14 protein-coding genes are annotated in these 19099 nt (G+C 67.1%); 2 read left to right on the top strand and 12 right to left on the bottom strand.

All coding sequences use genetic code 11. The features are described from left to right. Positions 1 to 88: 88 nt before the first annotated feature. Positions 89 to 826, bottom strand: coding sequence for an IPT/TIG domain-containing protein (locus tag ACQP0C_RS33880; RefSeq protein ID WP_433726667.1), 738 nt, complete (start codon positions 824 to 826; stop codon positions 89 to 91). A 1188-nt stretch (positions 827 to 2014) separates the two neighbouring features. Between ACQP0C_RS33880 and ACQP0C_RS33875 the strand changes: the two genes are divergently transcribed. Further along, positions 2015 to 2998: a hypothetical protein gene (locus ACQP0C_RS33875; protein WP_433726665.1), complete on the top strand. Its 984-nt coding sequence runs from the start codon at positions 2015 to 2017 to the stop codon at positions 2996 to 2998. A gap of 333 nt (positions 2999 to 3331) precedes the next feature. Here the strand turns inward: ACQP0C_RS33875 and ACQP0C_RS33870 are convergent, their stop codons facing one another. From ACQP0C_RS33870 to ACQP0C_RS33820, 11 genes are all read right to left on the bottom strand, one after another. After that, positions 3332 to 4639: an FAD-binding oxidoreductase gene (locus ACQP0C_RS33870; RefSeq protein ID WP_433726663.1), complete on the bottom strand. Its 1308-nt coding sequence runs from the start codon at positions 4637 to 4639 to the stop codon at positions 3332 to 3334. Positions 4640 to 4664: 25 nt separating this feature from the next. Next, positions 4665 to 6128, bottom strand: coding sequence for an amidase family protein (locus ACQP0C_RS33865; RefSeq protein ID WP_433726661.1), 1464 nt, complete (start codon positions 6126 to 6128; stop codon positions 4665 to 4667). Further along, on the bottom strand, positions 6125 to 6577 hold the full coding sequence (locus ACQP0C_RS33860; RefSeq protein ID WP_433726659.1) for a DUF2871 domain-containing protein: 453 nt from the start codon (positions 6575 to 6577) through the stop codon (positions 6125 to 6127). Before ACQP0C_RS33860 ends, ACQP0C_RS33865 begins: the two co-directional genes overlap by 4 nt. A 7-nt stretch (positions 6578 to 6584) precedes the next feature. Beyond that, entirely contained in the window at positions 6585 to 7022 is a 438-nt protein-coding gene (locus ACQP0C_RS33855; RefSeq protein WP_433726657.1) for a DUF4267 domain-containing protein, read from the bottom strand. 73 nt (positions 7023 to 7095) lie between these two features. After that, entirely contained in the window at positions 7096 to 10359 is a 3264-nt protein-coding gene (locus ACQP0C_RS33850) for an AfsR/SARP family transcriptional regulator (protein ID WP_433726655.1), read from the bottom strand. A 177-nt stretch (positions 10360 to 10536) separates the two neighbouring features. Then, a complete protein-coding gene (locus ACQP0C_RS33845; RefSeq protein ID WP_433726653.1) occupies positions 10537 to 10986 on the bottom strand; it encodes a hypothetical protein in 450 nt (149 codons plus the stop codon). A 105-nt stretch (positions 10987 to 11091) separates the two neighbouring features. Next, entirely contained in the window at positions 11092 to 11676 is a 585-nt protein-coding gene (locus ACQP0C_RS33840; protein WP_433726651.1) for a hypothetical protein, read from the bottom strand. Positions 11677 to 11682: 6 nt separating this feature from the next. Further along, positions 11683 to 14424: an ATP-binding protein gene (locus tag ACQP0C_RS33835; RefSeq protein ID WP_433726649.1), complete on the bottom strand. Its 2742-nt coding sequence runs from the start codon at positions 14422 to 14424 to the stop codon at positions 11683 to 11685. 266 nt (positions 14425 to 14690) lie between these two features. Next, on the bottom strand, positions 14691 to 15041 hold the full coding sequence (locus tag ACQP0C_RS33830; RefSeq protein ID WP_433726648.1) for a hypothetical protein: 351 nt from the start codon (positions 15039 to 15041) through the stop codon (positions 14691 to 14693). A gap of 1303 nt (positions 15042 to 16344) precedes the next feature. Next, entirely contained in the window at positions 16345 to 17697 is a 1353-nt protein-coding gene (locus ACQP0C_RS33825) for a cytochrome P450 (protein ID WP_433726646.1), read from the bottom strand. Next, the gene (locus ACQP0C_RS33820) at positions 17688 to 18071 is read right to left on the bottom strand and encodes a hypothetical protein (protein ID WP_063045206.1); all 384 of its coding nucleotides are present in this window, start codon (positions 18069 to 18071) and stop codon (positions 17688 to 17690) included. The genes ACQP0C_RS33825 and ACQP0C_RS33820 overlap by 10 nt, the downstream gene beginning before the upstream one ends. 61 nt (positions 18072 to 18132) lie before the next feature. Between ACQP0C_RS33820 and ACQP0C_RS33815 the strand changes: the two genes are divergently transcribed. Continuing rightward, positions 18133 to 18726, top strand: coding sequence for a TetR/AcrR family transcriptional regulator (locus ACQP0C_RS33815; protein ID WP_063045208.1), 594 nt, complete (start codon positions 18133 to 18135; stop codon positions 18724 to 18726). Positions 18727 to 19099 lie beyond the last annotated feature (373 nt).

Genomic DNA, 19099 nt, shown 5'->3' with positions numbered 1-19099 from the left:
CCATGATGGCGGCGGGCTGCGGTTCGATCGCGAGGCGGCTGGGTCGCCGACAGGCAAGGGCCCACCGACGGCCCAGCCGCATTCGCTGTCAGACGTAGGTGTAGGCGACGCCGTTGCTGGTTCCCCCCGAGCCGGTGACGGTCACCTGCACCGTTCCGGCCGAATGGGCCGGGGCGATGGCGGTGATCTGGGTGGCGGAGTTCACGGTGAACGTCGTTGCGGTCGTACCGAACCGGACGGTCAGCGGGCCGGTGAATCCGGTGCCGGTGATCGTCACGTTGTTCCCGCCCGCAGTGGGTCCGGCGGTCGGGGAGATGGAGGTGATGGTCGGAACGACGACATAGGTGTAGGTAACCGGGTTGCTGGTCCCACCCGGTCCGGTGACGGTGACCGACACGATCCCGGTGCCCGCGGGGGCGACGGCAGTGATCTGCGTGTCGGAATCGACCGTGAACGAGGTCGCGGGTGTGCTACCGAAATTCACCGCGGTGACTCCCGTGAGGCCCGACCCGGTGAGCGTCACCGTCGTGCCGCCAGCGGTCGACCCCTGGCTGGGACTGATGCTGCTCAGCGCGGGAACCGCGACATAGGTGTAGGGCACCCCATTGCTGGTGCCCGCCGAGGTGGTAACGGTGACCTGCACCGTACCGACTGAGCCGGCGGGGGCGACGGCCGTGATCTGCGTCGGTGAATCCAGGGTGAAAGTCGTTGCGGTAGTACCGAATCGCACGGTAGTCGGACCGGTGAACCCCGTACCGGTGATCGTGACGTTGGTTCCCCCCGTCGTGGGTCCCGAGGTCGGGGAGAGAGACGTGATGGTAGGCACGAGCTTGCCTCCTTGCTGCTGTGTATTCCTCTGGTGCACCCGGGCGGTTGCCCGAGTTGCTGTGGCGGCCCGCAACTTCCATTAACGTCCCTGAAACTCACCACGGACCGGCCTGACGGGTTCGTTTTCGTCCGTTATCGGATTCCCGCCTCCTGTCGAAGATCTGGAGACTTCCGGTCGGGTCGGCAACCTCTACCGGCCTTGCGTCCGATCGCCGTGATGACGAGCACCATCGCAGCCGTTGGATATAACGCCGTCGGTAACCTCGAGACTTGCGCCGCAACGGGTTTCGTCACCGATGCGACCACTCGCCGGCGGCGCTCTGCTGCGGACATCGTCCTCGACCACGGAGGGGCTGTTCGCTGTCGACATTCGCGGGTGGCACGGTGCTGATGCCTGCGATCGAAGGTTGGACGGGGTATCGAGGGCGTGGGCGATGAGTGACCACGATCGGGCTGGTTCGTCGGCAAGGTCCAAGCGTGAAAACGGACGAAAACGGATCGGAGATCCATTGCTCTGCAACAGGGGCAGGGGGCTTACTGGTAGCAACCACCCGGCGCAGTCGAGGAATCACCATCGCGGCAAAGGAGGCAGTGTCTTGCCTACCATCACCTCCCGCTCCCCGACCTCGTGGCCCACATCGGGAGACGCGAACGTTCTGTGGTGGGTACCGGCTTCGCCGATCCTTTGATCGTGCGACTCGGTACTGCCGCGACCACCTGCACCATCGACTCGGATACGCAGGTCACGGCGTTCGCGCCGGTAGGTCACTGCCACCCCTCGGAGGGACCAAGTAAAAGTGTCTGTTACGTTGCGATACCTGCCTTGAACAGCGCCGGTCCCATCCAAGGACCTGCCGCAGGCGGCGCTACGGACCAGCCTCACCGGGAGGTCGCCCGCCACTGCGATCGCTTTCGTCGGCAGCATTGCGGCTATCTCGTTGACCATCGACCCGGATATGCAGCTTTGCGCTCGCCCCGGCCGGGAGGGGACGGTACAGCTCACCGTGGCCACGGTGGGTGGGACCGGTAACAGAAGTCTCCTACGCCTATATCCGAGCGCTACTGCCTCCGGGCGGTCACCGGACAGCGTTGATGGCCCGTGCGAGCTGCGGTTGTACATCGAGTCGCCGCCATGTGGGCGGTGGTTTTCAGGGGTAAGGGGGTTTTATTGGCTACCGTTCTGAAGATGCTGCTGGCCGAGCAGCATCTCAAGAGCTATTCGGATTTCCTGGCCGCGTACGATAGGTGCGCCGCGCAACTCGATCCTCCTATCCCTCCTGGTTACGGGCCCGCGAAGACGCAGTTCTACCAGTGGCTTTCGGGCAAGATGGTCGGACTTCCCCGCGACTACCATTGCCGGGTGTTGGTCAGGATGTTCCCTGGCTTGACGATCGAGAGATTGTTTCAGATGGCCGATGCCGCACCGGTCGCCGCTCACGCGCACGAGTCGGATCCTCCCGGAACCGATATCGAGCTCGGGGCATTTCTCGGGGCTGAGATGATCACCAGCGGGATCACTCTCGTGTACCCGACCTTCGAGCTACCACTGCGGCCTGTGCAAGCACTCGGTGCGGCCGAGGCCCTGTCTCGGTGCGCATTCGGGAAGGTCCGCGCATTTGCGGCTGATCATCGCGCGGATGTGCTGGCTGCCTTACCGGAGAAGGAAGTTCGCGGACTGCTGTATGTGTTTTCTGCGCTGCAGCGCCACACTGGTCTTTTGACTGACATCCGAAGCGATCGGGACGTCGTTGCGCACAGCGACCGCCCCTATATCAGCTTTGGACTGACTTGCAACGACTGCACACGTATGTACCTCGAAAGCGCCGATCGTCCGCTTTTCACTCTCAATGGCAGTGGTGCTGACGGCGATTCCCGTTTCGAGCAGTTGGAGTTGACGGACGGTAGCCGGTACGGCTCGAGCGCAGATCACAGTATCGGCGTGATCGCGCGGGTGCGACCGAGCCCGGATCTGCACCCCGACCGATTCTGGATATTCTGCGCGGGCTTAGGCCCGCGTGGCACCACCGGGGCGAGCTGGTATCTCGCCAACTCCTGGAGTCCCTTGCAGCGCCGTGCCGGTGATCGCGAGTTCGTCGCAGTCGTCGGTGTCGATAGAGACTCCGACGATACGGCCCGCTTGGAGCATCTGCTGATCGAATCGGCATCATAACAGGCAACCCCCATCGCCGTTGTGCTTCACCCGGTTTCCCGCGACTGCATATCGGCGCAGGTCAGAGCATGGAATCACTGGTCATCCTCCGTGTGCGCGAGTGCACTCGAACGCACGGCACCGAGGAATGACAGATTGTTGCGAATCTGTTCGCGCGAGGGGACTTGAACCTGTTCGGGGATTACCCCCGTCGCCGAGTCGCGAACTGCAGCAACAGGATTCGACCTCGGCGGGGTTGCGATAGCTGATCGCAGGCGCAGCGCTGCCCACCGATTACGATCGGCGGGGCAGCGCTGTGCGGAGGTGTCCGACCTCGGGCTCGAAACCGAAGGTTCAGTGCGCAATCGGGAAGTTGGCGCGGAATACGCCGTGTGGGTCGCGGGCCTGCTTGAGCTTGCGCAGCCGATCCAAGGTGCCGGTGTCGAAAACCTCTGCGACACTGTCGCCGGGGGACAGGACGGTGTACGGTTTGCGGCCGCTGACTCGCGCGCCCAGATCGGCGATGATGCGCTTCTGAGTGGCGTGTACCGCGGCAACAGTGTCGGGGTCCGAGCCGGTGGCCTGCAGATACAGTGCGTAGGGCTCCGCGAACGGCGCAACCGCGCCTCGGGTGGGCTCGGCGAGCGCACCTCCCAACTGCCGGAGCTGGATGCCCATCAGCGGATCGATCGGTGCGCGCAGCAGAATCTCGGCGGCGGTCTCGTCCAGTGCGGTCAGCAGTTCGGTTCGCAGCAGGCCGGGGCCCGGGGCGGTGGGCTCGTTGACGATGGCGCCCAACTCGGCCGGGGACAATTCCCGGCGCGTGTCCGCGAGGATGCCGTCGATCGTGTCCAACCGTCGCAGCAGTTCCCGCCCGCGCGCCGGTTCGCCCAGGTAAGCGGCGGCGATCGCGATCATCGGGGGTGCCTGCGGCAGTTCCAGCCGATTGAGCCAGACCGTGAGCTCGGCCGGTGCGTGATCGGCGATGTCCTGGAAGGCATCACGGACCGCCTCGGTCTGCTCGGCCGGCCAGGCGATCAGGCCGCCGAACAGGGTCGCAGCCGCGAACAGATCGAACTCCACCGCCGTCACCAGTGCGAAATCGCCGCCGCCGCCACGCAATGCCCAGAACAGCTCCGGGTCGGATTCCGCAGTGACCCGGGCCTGATGACCGTCGGCATCGACGATGTCGAAAGTCCGGACGCTGTCGGCCGCCCAACCGTATTTGCGGCCGAACCACGACAATCCGCCACCGAGGGTATAGCCGACAACGCTGACCACCGGGGAGCTTCCCGCCAGCCCGGTCAAGCCGTGCGGGGCGGCCGCCGCAAGCACCTGGCCCCAATTGGTTCCCGCGCCGACGCGGGCACGTCGCCGCGCCGGATCCACCTCGACCCGATCGAGTCGGCGCGTGCGCACCAGGATGGTACCGGCGGTAGCACCGGAAGCGCCGTGGCCGTTGGGCTGAGCGGTCACCGATAGACCCGCGTCGCGCGCGTAGCCGACCACGGCGGCCATATCGTCCGCGTCTTCGACGTGCACGACCGCCGCGACCGGCTGGTCGATATTCAGATTCCACGGCGTCCGTGCGGTATCGAACTCTTCGTCGCCCGGCAGTAGTACTCGTCCGCGCACGGCAGAACGTAATGTGTTGTGTGACATCTGAATTCCCTTCGCTGAGAAGCATTCACCGCGTCGTGTCCGAGCCACTGGACGGAGCCTGGCTCGGGGCAGGGCGCCGCGTGGTCGGGTCGGTTGCCGGCCAGATGGGTGTGGGCATCGGAAAGGCCACCTCGATATGGGCGGCGGCAGTCAGCGCGCGGCCCTCGGCGAATGGGGCGGTGATCAACTGGACCCCGATGGGAAGACCCTCGACCGAGACGCCCGCGGGGACCGTGACCGCGGGCAGGGCCAGGTAGTTGGCGGCGATCGTGAGGCGGTGCGCCGCATACATGGTCGCGACCTGTGCGGTGCCGCCGAGGTCGTAGCCGACCGGCCAGGGCAGTTCGGTCGAGACCGGGCCGAGCACGATCGGGTGCTCGGCGAGGAAACGGGACCAGGCCGCGCGGCGGGTGAGGCGCTCACCCAGCGCGGTCATGTAGCCCGCCAGATCCAGCGGCGGGAACAGGTCGATCGCGGCGTCGATGAAGGTGTTCAGTCCGGCGCTGCCGAATCGCCGCATGGCTTCGCGGCGCTGGACCACCACCTCGGTGGAGACCAATCGGCCGTAGTCCGCCGCCACCTCGCCCAAGTTCGGCGGATCCAGTTCGGCTACCGGATATCCCGCGCGTTCGAGGGCGTCGGCGCAGCCGAGCACCGCGGCCCGCACCTGCGGATCGATATCGTCACCGAGCGTGACGGCGACCGCGGGCGCAGTGGTGTCGGTCGCCTCACGCACCGGAATCCATCCGGGATCGCGCACGTCAGCGCTGTTGCTGAGGACCTTGAAGGCGGTCGTCAGATCGCGCACGGTGCGCGCCAACGGTCCTGGCGCCGCGAACAATTGGTTTGTCGGTGCAGGCGCGGCCCCGGGCAGGCTCGAGGCCACCGCCACCCGGCCGGGCGTGGTGCGCAGGGAGGCGACTCCACAGAACGCGGCGGGTATCCGCAGTGAACCGCCGAAGTCTGTGCCCAGGCCGAGGGGTGTCATGCCCGCGGCTACCGCGGCGGCGTCACCGCCGCTGGAACCGCCCGGGCTGCGGGTCGGGTACCACGGATTCACCGTCGGGCCCGCCGCGTCATTGTCGGTGTGCCAGCGAGTGGCGAAGTCCGGCATGTTCGTTCGCCCGATGACAATCGCCCCGGCTCGCCGTAATGCGGACACCGCGGGTGCATCCGCTGTCGCGACGGCCTGTCCGAAGGCCGCCACGCCCCAGGTGGTCGGGCTGCCCGCGACATCGAGGTTGTTCTTGACGGTGACCGGAACCCCGTGCAGCGGTCCGGTCGGCGCCCTGCGGTCGGCCGCGGCCGCCTCCGCACGCGCGGCCTCGGCGAATACCGTGGTGAGCGCGCCGATTTCGGAATCGACCTGCTCGATGCGCTCGAGATGCGCCTCGACGACCCGGGCCGCGGTGACCGCGCCCTCGGCGATCAGCGCCGCGAGCGAGACCGCGTCCCGCGTCCACAGCGCGCTGTCCTGGCCGGTGTTCACGATGCCTCCTGTTCGGCGAATACCGCTGCGGTGCGCGGTGTTCGGTTGTCGTCGATGGATTTGCCGAGGGTGATGAAGAAGAGGATCAGCCCGGCGGTCAGCAGGATGTGGCCCACACCCGCGCCGAGCGCGATCGCCGCACCACTGCTCTTGTCCAGCACGGTGAGGGTGCCGTGCAGCGTCATGGCCGCGACGGTGATGGCCAGGCCGACGTTGTACAGCCAGAAGAACCAGCCGTACAGGCTTTTCCGGGCGCTGAGCGTGAAATGCTTCTCCAAGGCCAGCACGATGAGGAAGAACAGCATGCCCAGCGCCAGCACGTGGGTGTGCACGACACCGAGCTGCGACTGCCCGGTGAAATGTTCGATCTTGGTGATCTCGCGGTAGTAGAACCCGGAGATCAGGCCGATGATCATGTAGATGTGAGCGGTATTGACCAGTGTCTTCATCGGGCGCTCAACGGTTTTCGCGGCGCAGCAGCAGCGCGCCGGTGGCGGCCACCAGGCTGGCGGTGAAGCCGTGCACCCGCAAGGCGGTGGCGGTGGAGCCTCGGCGCACCAGGATGGTGAGCATGTCGCCGGTCGGGATGAGGGCGATGGTGAGCAGGCTGACGCCGGCGGCGCGGCGCTGCCCGGCCGCGAGCAGGGCGAGCACGATCAGGCCGGTGACCACATCGCGGACGCCTTTGACATTCAGGAAGCCGACGGCCTCGCCGCGCGGCCAGTCGGTGAGGCCGAACTCCGGGGCCATTCGCTGTGGGGTGAGCAGATAACCGCCGCCGACGTACATGATGAACCCGGCGCCCAGTACGGCACCGGCCGTGCCGATACGTTCGCCTAGTCGGCGGGAACCACGCACGGAAACAACTGATTCCGTGTTCGGGGGAACGGACATGGACACTCCTGGATCGGTGGGATATGTGTCCCGAGCATCCAGTGCGGCCCCTACCGTTCGCTGACAGTCGTTGTCAGCGAACGGTACGCAGCAGTTCGAGCACCGCCTCGTCCGAAAGCCGGGCGCCCGCGAGGAATTCCGTGCCCAGGCGCACGGGCCCGAGCGCCGCTTCCGCCTGGTCGAGCGCCCGCCGCCGGAACGGGCCGATGCGGCTCACCCCGGCCCTCCGGTTGATCCGGTCGGTGGCGCCGAGAATGCGGGCCGCGCGCCCCGGGGCGCCTTTCGCCAGGGCGACCAGGGCGTAACCGATACCGACCTCGGCCAGCAGCGCCGCCGAGGTCTGGGCGGCCAGATCGCGGGGCACGGCCAGCTCCCGCAGCGCGTCGTCCGGCCGCCCCGCCGCGACCAGGGTCGCCACATGCGCGGTGCTCACGAAGACCAGGTTCACGAAGCGGACGGTGTCGTGGCGTCCGGCGGGTGGCGGGGCGGCGGGGAGCGGCTGCTCGGACATGCGTCGGTACAGTTTCATCGCGCGGTCGTTGTCGCCGCGCAGGTGGGCCAGGTGCGCGTGCGTCGCCGCCAGGAAGCGCCCGGGCGCGGGAATGATGTGCGGGGTGAGCAGGGCCTCGGCCCGGTCGAGATAGGTTGCCGCGCTGTCGGTATCGCCGCCGACCAGGTGCATCTCCGCCGCGAAGAGCAGCACGCCCATGCGCTCACCGGCGCCCAGGTCGGCGCTGAGCAGTTCCAGTGCGCTCGCGATCAGCGGGCGGGCGCTGTCCAGGCCGAGCATCCGGGTCCGGTAGCTGGCCAGGGAGATCAGGGCGCGGCTGTGTGACCGCGCGTCACCGTGCGCGCTCAGGCAGGTCAGCGCCGCCTCCAAGGTGGGCAGGGCGCGGGCCGGATGGTCGCCGCCCAGTTCATCGAAACCTTGTGCTATCAGCGCATTTCCGCGTAGCCATGGATCGTCGGAGGTGGTGCACGCGGTCAACAGGCCCTCGTCGTCGCCGAGCAGGTCCCGCAGCGCCAGGATGAGCACGAACATCGGGTGCGGGGGCCGATCCTCGGTGAGGGCCGCGCGGGTCAGCCGCTCGAATTGCCCCGTGTTCTCCTGGATTTGGCCCCACCAGATGTTGGTGAAGTACGCGGGCAGCTCCTCGCCGTACCGGCAGGCCAGATAGGCCCCGGTGCACCCCGGCGGCGGTGTGTCGCAGAGCAGGGCGAGGACCTCGCGGCGGCGTTCGGAGATGTCGCGGTGCAACCCGCGCAGCAGCCAATACCAGACGAGATTCGCGTACAGGCGAACCGCACGCTGACCGTCGCCCGCGTCCAGCGCCCACCGCAGCGCGGTTTCGCAATTGCCGTGTTCGGCGATCAGCCGCGCGAGCCAATCGGGGTGTGCGGCAGTGCGTAATCCGTGGGCGGCGGCGTCGGTGAACTCCAGGAAGCAGTCGGCATGGATGCGGGCGACCTCGTCCGCCTCGCCGGCCGCGGTCAATTCCGCGGTCGCATAGGCTCGGATGGTCTCGGCCATTCGATAGCGCTGTCCGTCGAAGTCCACCAACGACTTCGTCACCAGTGAGGTGACCGTGTCGATGGCGTCCGGACCGCACACCCGGATGATGGCGTCCAAGGTCGCGCCGCCCGCGAAAATCGAAAAACGCCGGGCTGCGGCGGCTTCCGCATCGGTGAGCAGTTCCCAGCTCCAGGCGACGGCCGCGTGCAAGGTCCGATGGCGCGCGACCGCGTGGCGAGTGCTGTTGGTGAGCAGCCGGAAGCGATCGGCGAGCCGCGCACTGAGGTCCGGCAGCGGCAGGCTCCGCAGGCGGGCGGCGGCCAGTTCGATGGCCAGCGGCATGCCGTCCAGGCTGCGCACGATGGCGCGGATATCCGCGGAATTGCTCTCGGACAGAGCGAAATTCGGGAGTGCCGCGGTGGCGCGGTCGATGAACAGCCGGACCGCGGGCGATGCGGTGACCGTCAGGAAATCCGCGTCGGCTTCGGGCAGGTCCAAGGTCCGTACCGGATACAGTCGCTCGCCGTCCACGCCGATCGGCTCCCGGCTCGTGGTGAGCACCCGCAGTAGGGGCAGCCGCTGCAACAGATCGTCGATCAGGCGCGCGGTCGCCTCCACGACATGCTCGCAGTTGTCGAGTACCAACAGCATTCGGCGGCCGGACAGCGTCCGCTCCAGTACTTCGGCCCACTCCGTGGATAGTTCGTCGGGTCGCTCGAACTGTGCGAGCGCGTTCGCTATCGCCACTCCGACCGCGGTCATGGCCGGCCGGTCGGCTCGTTCCCGCTCGAGTGCGGCGAGTTCGACGAAGGCGTAACCGTCCGCCCAGTCCATGGCGTGCACCCCGACCGTCTCGGCGGCCAGCCGGGTCTTCCCCACGCCCCCGGTACCCGACAGTGTCACCAGTCGGGCCTCGCGCAATGCCTGCCGCACCCCTTCCACGTCGTGTCCGCGTCCGACGAAGCTGGTGAACCGTCTGGGCAGCAACGGCACGGACACCTTTGATGTCCCGCTGGTCCGGGATGCTGCCGTAACTCCCGTTCGACCCGATTCGGGCGTCGTCTCGATGGCAGGTCCGTCGACTGCGGGACTATGGGGTGCGTTCGTGTGAATGTCGGCCAGGGCCGAGCGCAGCACCTCGGCGGGTGTCGTGCCGAGCTCGTCCAGTAACAGGGCCTCGGTGCGTTGAAACTCTTGTATCGCCTCGGATGTTCGTCCCGCTGCCGCCAACGCCCGCACCAGTCGTGCGGCCAGCGTCTCCCGGAACGGATGTGCCGCTGCTTCCGTGCGGAGCTCACGCAATACCTCGCCGCCTCGGCCCAGGGCTCGAAAGGCGTCCGCTCGCAGTTCGACCGCATCGAGCCGCTGTTCGGTCAATCGCAGTGCCGCGGCGCGCAATTCCTCCGATTCCCCCGCATCGATCAACGGCTCCCCGCGCCACAACGCGAGCGCGGCATCGAAGCACGCGATGGCTCGTTCGGCCTCCCCGGCCGCGAGCAATGCCCGCCCCGCCTCGACCTCACGCGTGAACCGATGCACATCGACGTCCTCGGGCGCCAGTTCGAGCACATACCCGCCCCCGTCATTGCGCACCACCCCCGGCGCCGCCGCGCGCAACCGACTCGCCAAGGTCTGCAACGCATTCCCGGTCCCCGCCGGCGGATCCTCCCCCCACACCCCGTCGACCAGTCGCGCCGCCGGCACTACTCGCCCAGCTTCGAGCGCCAACAACCCCAGCAATGCCCGCACCCGCGGCCCCCCGACGGACGCCTTCGTCCCGTCCGCGGCCTCCACCATCACCGGACCCAATAGCCTTACCAGCATGAATCGTCCATCTCACGACCGATCCTGCGTGGCGCCCGGCCCTCTCGTCAACCCGGGCGAACCGGGGACCTCGTCAGAGGTGATATCCCACCGGACCATTCCCGACTGCTTCCTGGCCCGCGCCGGCCTCGGTGTACCCAGACCAGGTCGAGTTGGCCCGGGAATCTGATCGAACGCTCAGCGGGCACGGCAGGTGAATTCGACGCCCACGCCGCCGCGGCCGGTGCTGTTCGGGGCGATCACCCAGATCCAGAACTTTTTTGCGGGGGCCGCGACCGATCCCCGCACTCGCACCACAGTGCTCTGGCCGGGTCCGAGCAGCCCGGCGGCGGGTGTCACGACCACCGCGGGCAGCAGGCCGCGGCGCAGGTCCTGGGCGGCGAAACTGATGTCGATGTCGTGCGCCGTCGCGGCCCAATCGATAGTCCCTGAACTCGGCGACACTTTGAACTCGGTATTGATGTCGGAGCAGGCCACGTCGTAACTGCCGTGGGTGCCGCGCAGTGTCACCGAGACGGTCCCCTCGGGCGATCGGGCGGGCGCGGCGGAGGCCGTGCCGCCGAGGCTGCTCACACAGCCGGTGATCAGGGTGGCGGTGGCGACGGCCACCAGGAACTGACGTTTCATCGGTGCTCCCGAGGTGGATGTGCGGCGGTGAATGCCGTGCGTCCGACGCTACGGGGGCGGTCACGGGGGCGAAATGGACTGAAGTACTTATCGACTGCTCATCGGCTACTCACCACAGACGACAACGCGAGCGTCGTAGGCCACAACGGTGACGTCCGGGTCGGGGATGACGCCCGCGCGTTCGAACGCGGGGTAGAGCCGGCCGGTCAGGAACGGCGGCACGGCGGTGTGGTCGCGCCAAAAATCCACGACGTACAGTGCGCCCGCGGTGACGCCGACCAGATGGCCCAGATGGCCGGGCGCCGGCTCGGGGCCGACCGCGCGGTCGACCTTCCCGTATTCGGCGAGGCCGAGGCCGGGGATTCGTGCGATCTGTGTGTGGACGGTCGCGGGCAGCGCCGCCGGTAGCGTCATACGGCCGTCGAACTCGACGGCGGTGACGTTGGGGTCAGGGATGTTGCCCGTGCGTTCGAACGCGGGGAAGAGCCGATCGGCGGCGAATCGTTCGGCGGAGGCCGGAGTGTCCCATACGTCGATCGAGTACATGGCGCCGTCCATGAATCCGGCAACGCTCAGCAGGATTCCGCCGATGCGGTCGCCGCCGATGGCGGATTGCACTGATTCGTATTGGGCGACACTGATTCCGGGGGTCGTGATGAGCTGGACGAAAACCGGTGCGGGGGAACGCATTCCTCGTCACTTTCGTGCGGCCCACGCCGCGATCTGGCTGCGTCGGGTGTAGCCGAGTTTGATCAGGATGTGCTGGACGTGATTCTGTGCGGTGCGTTCGGAGATCACCAGCGTACGGGCGATCTCGCGGTTGCTGTGACCGGCCGCGACAAGCGCGGCGACCTCTTGTTCGCGGGGTGAAAGCGGTTGTGCACCTGTAGTTTCCAAGAGTTGTTCGAGGCGCGCGATCCAGGGTGTCATGGACAGGACCCTCGCCTTGGGCAGGACGTTCCCGGCGATGGCACGGGCGGCCGCGGCATCGCCGCGCCGCAGCCCCAGCAACGCCCGCTCGGCCTCGGCTTCCACTGCGAATGCCGGAGCCCCGATTGCGGTCGAGATCCGGGAAGCCGCGACGAGATCTGTCTCCGCGTCCTCCCACAGCGAGAGGGCGGCAGCGGTTTTGCCCAACACCAGTTCGACGGGGCCGAAATACTTCGAGCCCCCGGTGCCGCTGGCGATGTGGTGGTCGCGCCAGGACACGAGTCGCCGGTGGAAGTATTCGATGTCCTCCGTCGCGTTCAATGCGACGGCGAGGTGGGCGCCCACCGCGAGCGCATCGAGAGTGAAATACGGTGGCACAACCCAATTCGGCGGGGCACCGGCCCGCCGGTACAGCTGCTCGGCCTCAGCGGTCCGGCCCTGGCCCAGCATGGCGAAGGCAGGTCCGATCAAGCCGAACAACTCGTTGCGGACATCGTCGAGCCGATCCGACGGCAGCCGCGGCACAGGGGCGTGTGCGTACCCGTAGTGGTGGCCGATCGTGCCGAGCAGGGAGGAGTAGGTGCCATATGCGGCCGGGTGCTCCAAGCGCGCGAGCAGGGCGTATGCCTCACCGCCGAGCCGTAGTGCGGTCTCGAAATCGGCGCGGGCCTGCGCGCACGCGGCCTGCGCGACGAGCAGATGCCAGCGTGCAACCGGTCCGCCGACGCGTTCAACGCACCAGGCCAGCGCGGCGACGGTGCGGTCGGCCTCGTCGAGTCGCCCACACTGCCAATGGGTGTCGGCCGCCCACAGCCGGCCGCGCAGCTCGATGCCGGGATTGCGGGACTGTAGACCCACTTCGATCATGCGCGCGGCGAGCGTCTCCCGCTCTTTCACGTATTCCGGTCCGCCGCACGCCAATTGGCGGGCATTGAGGGCGGCGGCAAAGGCATCGCGGTCTCCGGAGACGAAGGCGTGTCGCAGTGCGGTGGCGGAGGTGTTCCGCACTTCAGCGTATTCGCCCAGGTATAGCAGGGTTTCAGCCTTGCGTGCCAGCACGCGGGCGCAACGGGCCGACTGGGTGTCGGTGAGGTGGGCCAGCGCCTCGTCGCATCGATCGCGCAGATCGCGATCCCAGCGGCGTTCGCCGATCGGCTCCAGCACGAGCGCGGCCTCGGCCATCAGCGTCGCGTCCTGCAGGCGGCGTGCTAGGCCGAAGGCTTCGACGCACACTGAGCCGGCCTCGGCCAGTCGCCCGGACCGCACGGCGGCGAGGGATTTCGCGAGCAGCAGCCGCGCCCGGTCCGGCGAGTCGGCTGCGGGACTGTATTCGAGCGCGAGTCCGTAGAGCCGGTCGGCTTCCTCGTGCGCGAGACCCGCTGCGGCGTGATCGGCGGCTCGCCGCGCCCACCGCGCCGCGGGCTCGCGGTCACCGGTGATGGCGACTTCACCCCAATGCCGCGCCAATTCGGCGAGATGCTCGGCGATATCGTCGGCGAACAGTTCCTCGATCGCATGAGCCGCGCGGATATGCAGTTCAACGCGTCTTTCCAGCGGCAGTTCGGCGGCGAGTGCGGCGCGCACGATGCCGTGGGTGAAAGCGACCCGGCCCGCCGCGCTGTTCGTGGTGAGGACTCCGGCACGTATCGCCTCGTCCACCGCGGGCAGGCACTGCAGCACAGTACGTTCGACCAAGCGGGCCGCCACGACAAGTGAGAACTCCTCGCCGAGAATCGATGTCGACACCAGCAGCTCCCGCGTGGCGGGGGAAAGCGCCTCGATCCGCGCGTGCACGACATCGACCAACCGCGGCGGCAGGACAGGCGAGGTGGCGCCGGGCACCGACGGCACGCACCGGCCGAGTTCACGAATGTAGAACGGATTGCCGCCGGTCAGGTTGCGAACCGTGCGGGCGAACGGCGTGTCGATCTCCCGGCCCGCGACGATTGTGAGATAGCGCTCCGTCTCCTCGAGCGAAAGACCCTGCATGGCCATGCTTTCCACGGCTCCTTCGGACAACAGGCGCGGCTTCACCGCCCGCCATCCCGGCGATTCCCGGTGCGGTCGCTCCGCCGCGCAGATGAGCAGCCGCCGCCCACGCAGCGAGCGCACCACATGCAACAGCGCCACCAGAGACGGCTCATCGGCCCACTGGATGTCGTCCACCACCAGCAGCCCGCCGGTCGCATCGGTGGCTTGCGCCAACCTCTCGACGATGCCTTCGAACAACTCCGCCCGATCGACGGACCCGCCTGCACTCTCGGACACCTGCCGCCACAGCCAGTACGGCGGCGCGTCCGCCAATTCCAACGACCGCGCCCACAACACCGCCAGCCCTCGCTGCTCCGCCTCCCGCGCCACCTCTGTGAACAATCGCGTCTTGCCGATCCCCGCCTCCCCCGAGCACACCACCATGTGCGGGCGTCCCGCGACCGCCTCGTCCAACGCCGTTCGCAGCGCCCGCAGTTCGGTCTCTCGCCCCACCAGCGCCGCCCCGCCCCGCTCCATATCAGCAGCCTAAGCCCGCCCACCCGCCTCCGCTGTCCGATTCCGGCGGTGCAGCGTGCCGCCTACCCGGCGGGGATGGCCAGGGTCGCGCTCCACGCGATCGCGACCCGCGACCCGTCACCGCGGCCTCAGCTCGCGGCTGCGGCCCCTGTACTACGTCATCTTCGCGACGCGGCACATCGACGTGTAGCAGGCGTGCGGCGGCGATGGTGTCGCTCGTAGCGACTGCCGGATTCGGAACGACCTGGGTCAGCGGTCCAGCAATATCAGGCGGGCGGCCAGGAGCCTGCCCAGCGCGGAGGGGGATGGACCAGGAACTGTTCGCGGCTGCGGCGGCCGGTCAGCAGGACACGCTGGCCGATGAGGAGGCCGACTCGGCGTCGTTGCCGGAACGAGATGCGGAAATAGCCGTCGCCGGTGACGCGGACCGAACCGTCGGGAGACGGGCCGACAAGCAGAACGTCGTCGATAGGCTGTATCTGCAGCTTCGTTCCCGGCGACCAGTCGAGTGCTGCCATGACATACCGGTCGAGGACTCTCCCGGCCTCGCCGAGAGTTGATTCGCCGCACAGGATGTCTTCGTCGGGGATGGACGCCGGTTCCGGCGGGCCCGGCAAGCGGACCGCGGATCCTCTCTGTTCCAGTGGTGCCTGCGGGGGAACGAGCGGGGGAATCATCGGCGGCCCCAATCGTGCCCCGTGCCCCCATCGATAGTCGATCCTGGCGGATCTGTCAGAAGTTTTCGCAGGTGGGTGCGCATTTTCCCTGGTCACCTCCGTGTGTTCGAGTGCGCTCGAACACACGGCACGCAAATCCGGCAGATCTGCCGGGAATCTGTGCGCGAGAGGGGACTTGATCACGCGGAGGCAACAATATTGGTGCAGATGTGTGCACGAGTACTTCTATTGTGCGTCGCTAGAACGTAGCACAGAATCTGCGATCATGCTGTGAGAATTGTATTCTATTTAGCTGCAACGGTTTTCGACACGTCAGTGGAAATAGCTGAGTGACAGGCCGGCGTCGGGTTCGGTCGGTTGGTTCGGCTTCGGTTCGTTGTCTGCTTCAAACGTGTTGTGGCATGGGCGAATTTGTTGGCCGGACGGCGCGGTCGTGGATGCGTCCGGCGGCACCGGCCGTGCACATGCTGTTGACGATGCGGTCGTGGATGGGTCTCGGGACCGGGCGTGGGGCGGTGCGTATCGCCTGGATCAGTTCGTGCAGGGGTGTTTGTGGTCGGATGACTGGCGCGATCACCTCGCAGGCCACCACCTATTGGCAGCGCCGAAGCGTTGGGCTTGGCGATGCCGGATTGCGTTGTGGGTCAAGGGGCACCTCCGTGACCGACGCGTTCGAGTGGACGGCTAGGGTGCGGTTGGCCGCACCGCCGGGCGCGTGAACGATTTCCGGGAGCTCCAGGCTTCTGTAGGGTTCACGCCGGGAGGGGACTTGACCACTACGCACACACGCTTCACCAACGGAAATCGCTGGTTTGGGGGAGCAGCCGCGAATTTCTCCACGCGTTGTGCCCGCCGCTCAGCCGATTGCTGGGGCGAACGGTCCGTCCGGATTGGCGGGCGGCGTTAGTGGCCGCATCAAACTGACCCTGTTCTGCACCTCTTTGTCGAACCCGGGCCGGGGCGTTCTCATCGGTCTGGTAGTGCGTGTGGGGCATGTAGACGCACGGCGGACAGTAGCTCACGCAGACTCGGGTTCACCATGGGGTGTCCGGCCACGCTGACCGTGGGGACCGTTTCGTTGCCGTCGGCGACAGACCGGACGTAGGCGGCGGCGTCGGGGTCGCGCTAGATGTTTCGTTGGATGTACCGCAGCCTGGTCAGTCGTAGCTGCAGCAGAAGTTTCATCGAGAAGGGGCAACCGGGTCGCGTGTAGACGACGACTTCGTCGCTGGGGCCGGTGATGTCACTGGTTTCTCCGTGATTCGAGCGGGGTGAGACGTAGCACCGCGTTATGTTTGGGGACAGTGGTGATATTTCGAACGTAGGGCTGTTCGCGGTCTCGGGTGGTGGTCAGCTCCCAGCGGGTGAGGATCTCGGACAGGATGATCGTTCCTTCGGTGAGTGCGAAACCCGCGCCGAGGCAGCGACGGACTCCGCCTCCGAACGGTAGCCAGGTATTGGGGGCGGGATTGGCGCCGAGGAACCGATCGGGACGGAATTCCTCTGGTTGCGGGTGATTGCGGGGGTCGTTGTGCGCCAACAGGATCGAGGTGTTGACGACGGTTCCCTCTGGCAGCCGGTGCCCAGCGATCACCGTGGGTTGGGTGAGTTTGCGGGCGGTCGAGACGATGACCGTGTGGCGGCGCATACCCTCCTTCAGGACGGCCTCCAGATACTTCTCGTCGCCGTCGAGCGCGGCCGCGCGTGCTGTGGCCTGCAGTTCGGCATTGCGCGCCAGCTCCCACAGCGTCCAGGCGAGGGCAGCGGCGGTGGTCTCGTGCCCGGCCAGCAGCAGCGAGATCAACTGGTCGCGTAATTCTGCGTCGGTCAGCGGCTCGTCGGTGTCGGCTTCGACGCGAATCAGGCGTGAGAGCACGTCGGTGCGATCGTGAAGGTCGGTGGCCGCGCGCCGGGACCGGATCTCGCGATACAGGATCGCGTCGATGCGCGCCTGATTGTCGGCGAACCCCTTCCATGGTGGAATCCGCTGCAGCCGGGGAAATATGAACCCGATGAAGATCGCGGGCGGGATGTTGATGATGGCGTCGAGCCGACGCACGAGTTCGGCCTTCGTCTCCGGATCGGTCACGCCGAACACGACGGTGATGATGATGTCGAGAGTGAGCCGGTTCATCGCCTGGAGAATGCTGGTGTCGTGTCCAGGCTTCCAGGACGCGGCTTCGGCGTGTGCGAGTTCGGTGATCATCGACCGGTACCCCCGCAGGGCGGCGCCGTTGAATGCGGGCATGAGCAGCCCACGTACGCGCCGGTGGGCGTCTTCGTCGGCCAGCAGCACCGAATGCTCGCCCATGACGAAGCCGAGAATCTGATTGCCCTCTCCCGCATGGAGTTTGCTTGGATGGGCGCGGAAGATCTCGCCGATCGCGTTGGGTGCGGCGAACACCACCAGATCATCGGCGTAGGGCGGGACACGCAGGCTGAACACGTCGCCGAAGCTCCGCGCGAGGCTGGGTAGGAACCATTCCCGGTATTTCAGATACAGGACGCTCTGCACATAGGTCGGCAGCCGCGGCCCTGGCGGGTAGGTCTGGGAGCCACGTCCGGTGAGCGTCGCGATCATCGATGTCAGGCCCATCGCAGCCCCGCTTCGGTGACGCGCTTCCGCAGCACGCGCACGAACTCGGCCGCTTCACCGTCGACTCCCGCGAAGTCCGCGGGCCCCATGATCAGGTGGTGTCCATCGTCGGTGGCGGCGACGAGCGCCGGTGTGGCCTCCGCGGTCAGCTGCGCGATCTCGGCCGAACGTTCGTCGCGGTGCACCAACTCGAACGGCACCGCCAGCTTGCACATCACGTCCTTCCACTGGGGATTGGTGCGAATTCCCCGGTGGGTGATGTCGCACAGGGCGCATTCGGCTGTCCCGCGAAGCTTGCCCAGCGCATACGCCAGCTCGCCCCGGATCCCTCCGTCACCGTTGAAAATCCCGACCAGACCACGCACGACCGTCATGAGCACCTCCGTGTAAACGAACGTTTAGATTAAACGTATGTTTACATGCTAGGTTGAGCCCATGCAATACGGCGGCAATCGGGACAAGCTCCTTCTCGGCGCGCTCGAGTGCATTCGGACACTCGGCTACGGCGCTACGACCTCCCGCGACATCGCCCGTGCGTCCGGCGCGAATGTCGCGTCGATCAGCTATCACTTCGGCAGCAAGGAGCAGCTGCTCGAACAGGCCCTCACCCAATGCTTCTACGGCTGGACCGATCGCCTCGAAGCCGCCCTCGCGGCCGGCAGCGCGGCCACGAGTCTGCGCGAACAGCTGGTGAGCATCTTCCGCGCGACCGTCGACAGCTTCGCCGACACCCGGCCCGAGGTGCACGCCTGCGTCGAATCTTTCGCTCCCGCATTGCGATCCGACACCGTGCGTGCCGCACTCGCCGACGGTTACCAACGGGTTCGTGAGCGCGCGCAGGAACTCACCCGCCAAGCCATCGCACCCTACGGAATCGACAACTCCCTCGACTTGCGCGCCACGACCTCCGTCGTGCTCGCCATCATCGATGGCTTGATGATTCAGTGGATCGCCGATCCCGACACAACGCCGAACGCTGAAGAGGTGGCCAACGCGCTGGCAGCGCTCGGTGCCATCGCGGCCACATAGAACCGCTATGGCACGGCGGGCGGAGCGGGCCTCTTACCTCACAGCCGCGCTCGCCAGCGCTGCGGTGGCCTTCTCGATGTCGTGGGGTGTGGTCCAACCCCCAGCGCTGGCCGAACTGCCGCCATCGCCCGCTGCTCGGGCAGCCCCATCGCGGCGAGCACGGGCGAGGGGTATGGGTGCCGGTATGGCAGACGGAACCGGTGGATGCGGCGATTTCCGATGCGGCAGTGAGGATTTCGTGTCCGAGGCGCCCATCGATGCTGATGTTGATGTCATTGGGCAAGCGTTGCCATGGCCAGCCGCCTGGCGGCCGAGTTCGATTCCTGCGATCGTCGCGCAAATCGGCTCTTGACTCGGTACTTGGGTACAGGGT

The organism is Nocardia sp. CA-129566, from assembly GCF_050956075.1.
Taxonomy (GTDB): Bacteria; Actinomycetota; Actinomycetes; order Mycobacteriales; family Mycobacteriaceae; genus Nocardia.
The sequence above is the reverse complement of the archived record's forward strand: the minus strand, read 5'-3'. Positions and strand labels throughout refer to the sequence as shown.

Coding starts and splice junctions, on each gene's coding strand:
- ACQP0C_RS33875 (WP_433726665.1), top strand. CDS start 2,015: ATGCTGCTGGCCGAGCAGCATCTCAAGAGCTATTCGGATTTCCTGGCC.
- ACQP0C_RS33870 (WP_433726663.1), bottom strand. CDS start 4,639: ATGTCACACAACACATTACGTTCTGCCGTGCGCGGACGAGTACTACTG.
- ACQP0C_RS33855 (WP_433726657.1), bottom strand. CDS start 7,022: ATGTCCGTTCCCCCGAACACGGAATCAGTTGTTTCCGTGCGTGGTTCC.
- ACQP0C_RS33845 (WP_433726653.1), bottom strand. CDS start 10,986: ATGAAACGTCAGTTCCTGGTGGCCGTCGCCACCGCCACCCTGATCACC.
- ACQP0C_RS33825 (WP_433726646.1), bottom strand. CDS start 17,697: ATGGGCCTGACATCGATGATCGCGACGCTCACCGGACGTGGCTCCCAG.
- ACQP0C_RS33835 (WP_433726649.1), bottom strand. CDS start 14,424: ATGGAGCGGGGCGGGGCGGCGCTGGTGGGGCGAGAGACCGAACTGCGG.
- ACQP0C_RS33860 (WP_433726659.1), bottom strand. CDS start 6,577: ATGAAGACACTGGTCAATACCGCTCACATCTACATGATCATCGGCCTG.
- ACQP0C_RS33815 (WP_063045208.1), top strand. CDS start 18,133: ATGCAATACGGCGGCAATCGGGACAAGCTCCTTCTCGGCGCGCTCGAG.
- ACQP0C_RS33820 (WP_063045206.1), bottom strand. CDS start 18,071: ATGACGGTCGTGCGTGGTCTGGTCGGGATTTTCAACGGTGACGGAGGG.
- ACQP0C_RS33840 (WP_433726651.1), bottom strand. CDS start 11,676: ATGCGTTCCCCCGCACCGGTTTTCGTCCAGCTCATCACGACCCCCGGA.
- ACQP0C_RS33850 (WP_433726655.1), bottom strand. CDS start 10,359: ATGCTGGTAAGGCTATTGGGTCCGGTGATGGTGGAGGCCGCGGACGGG.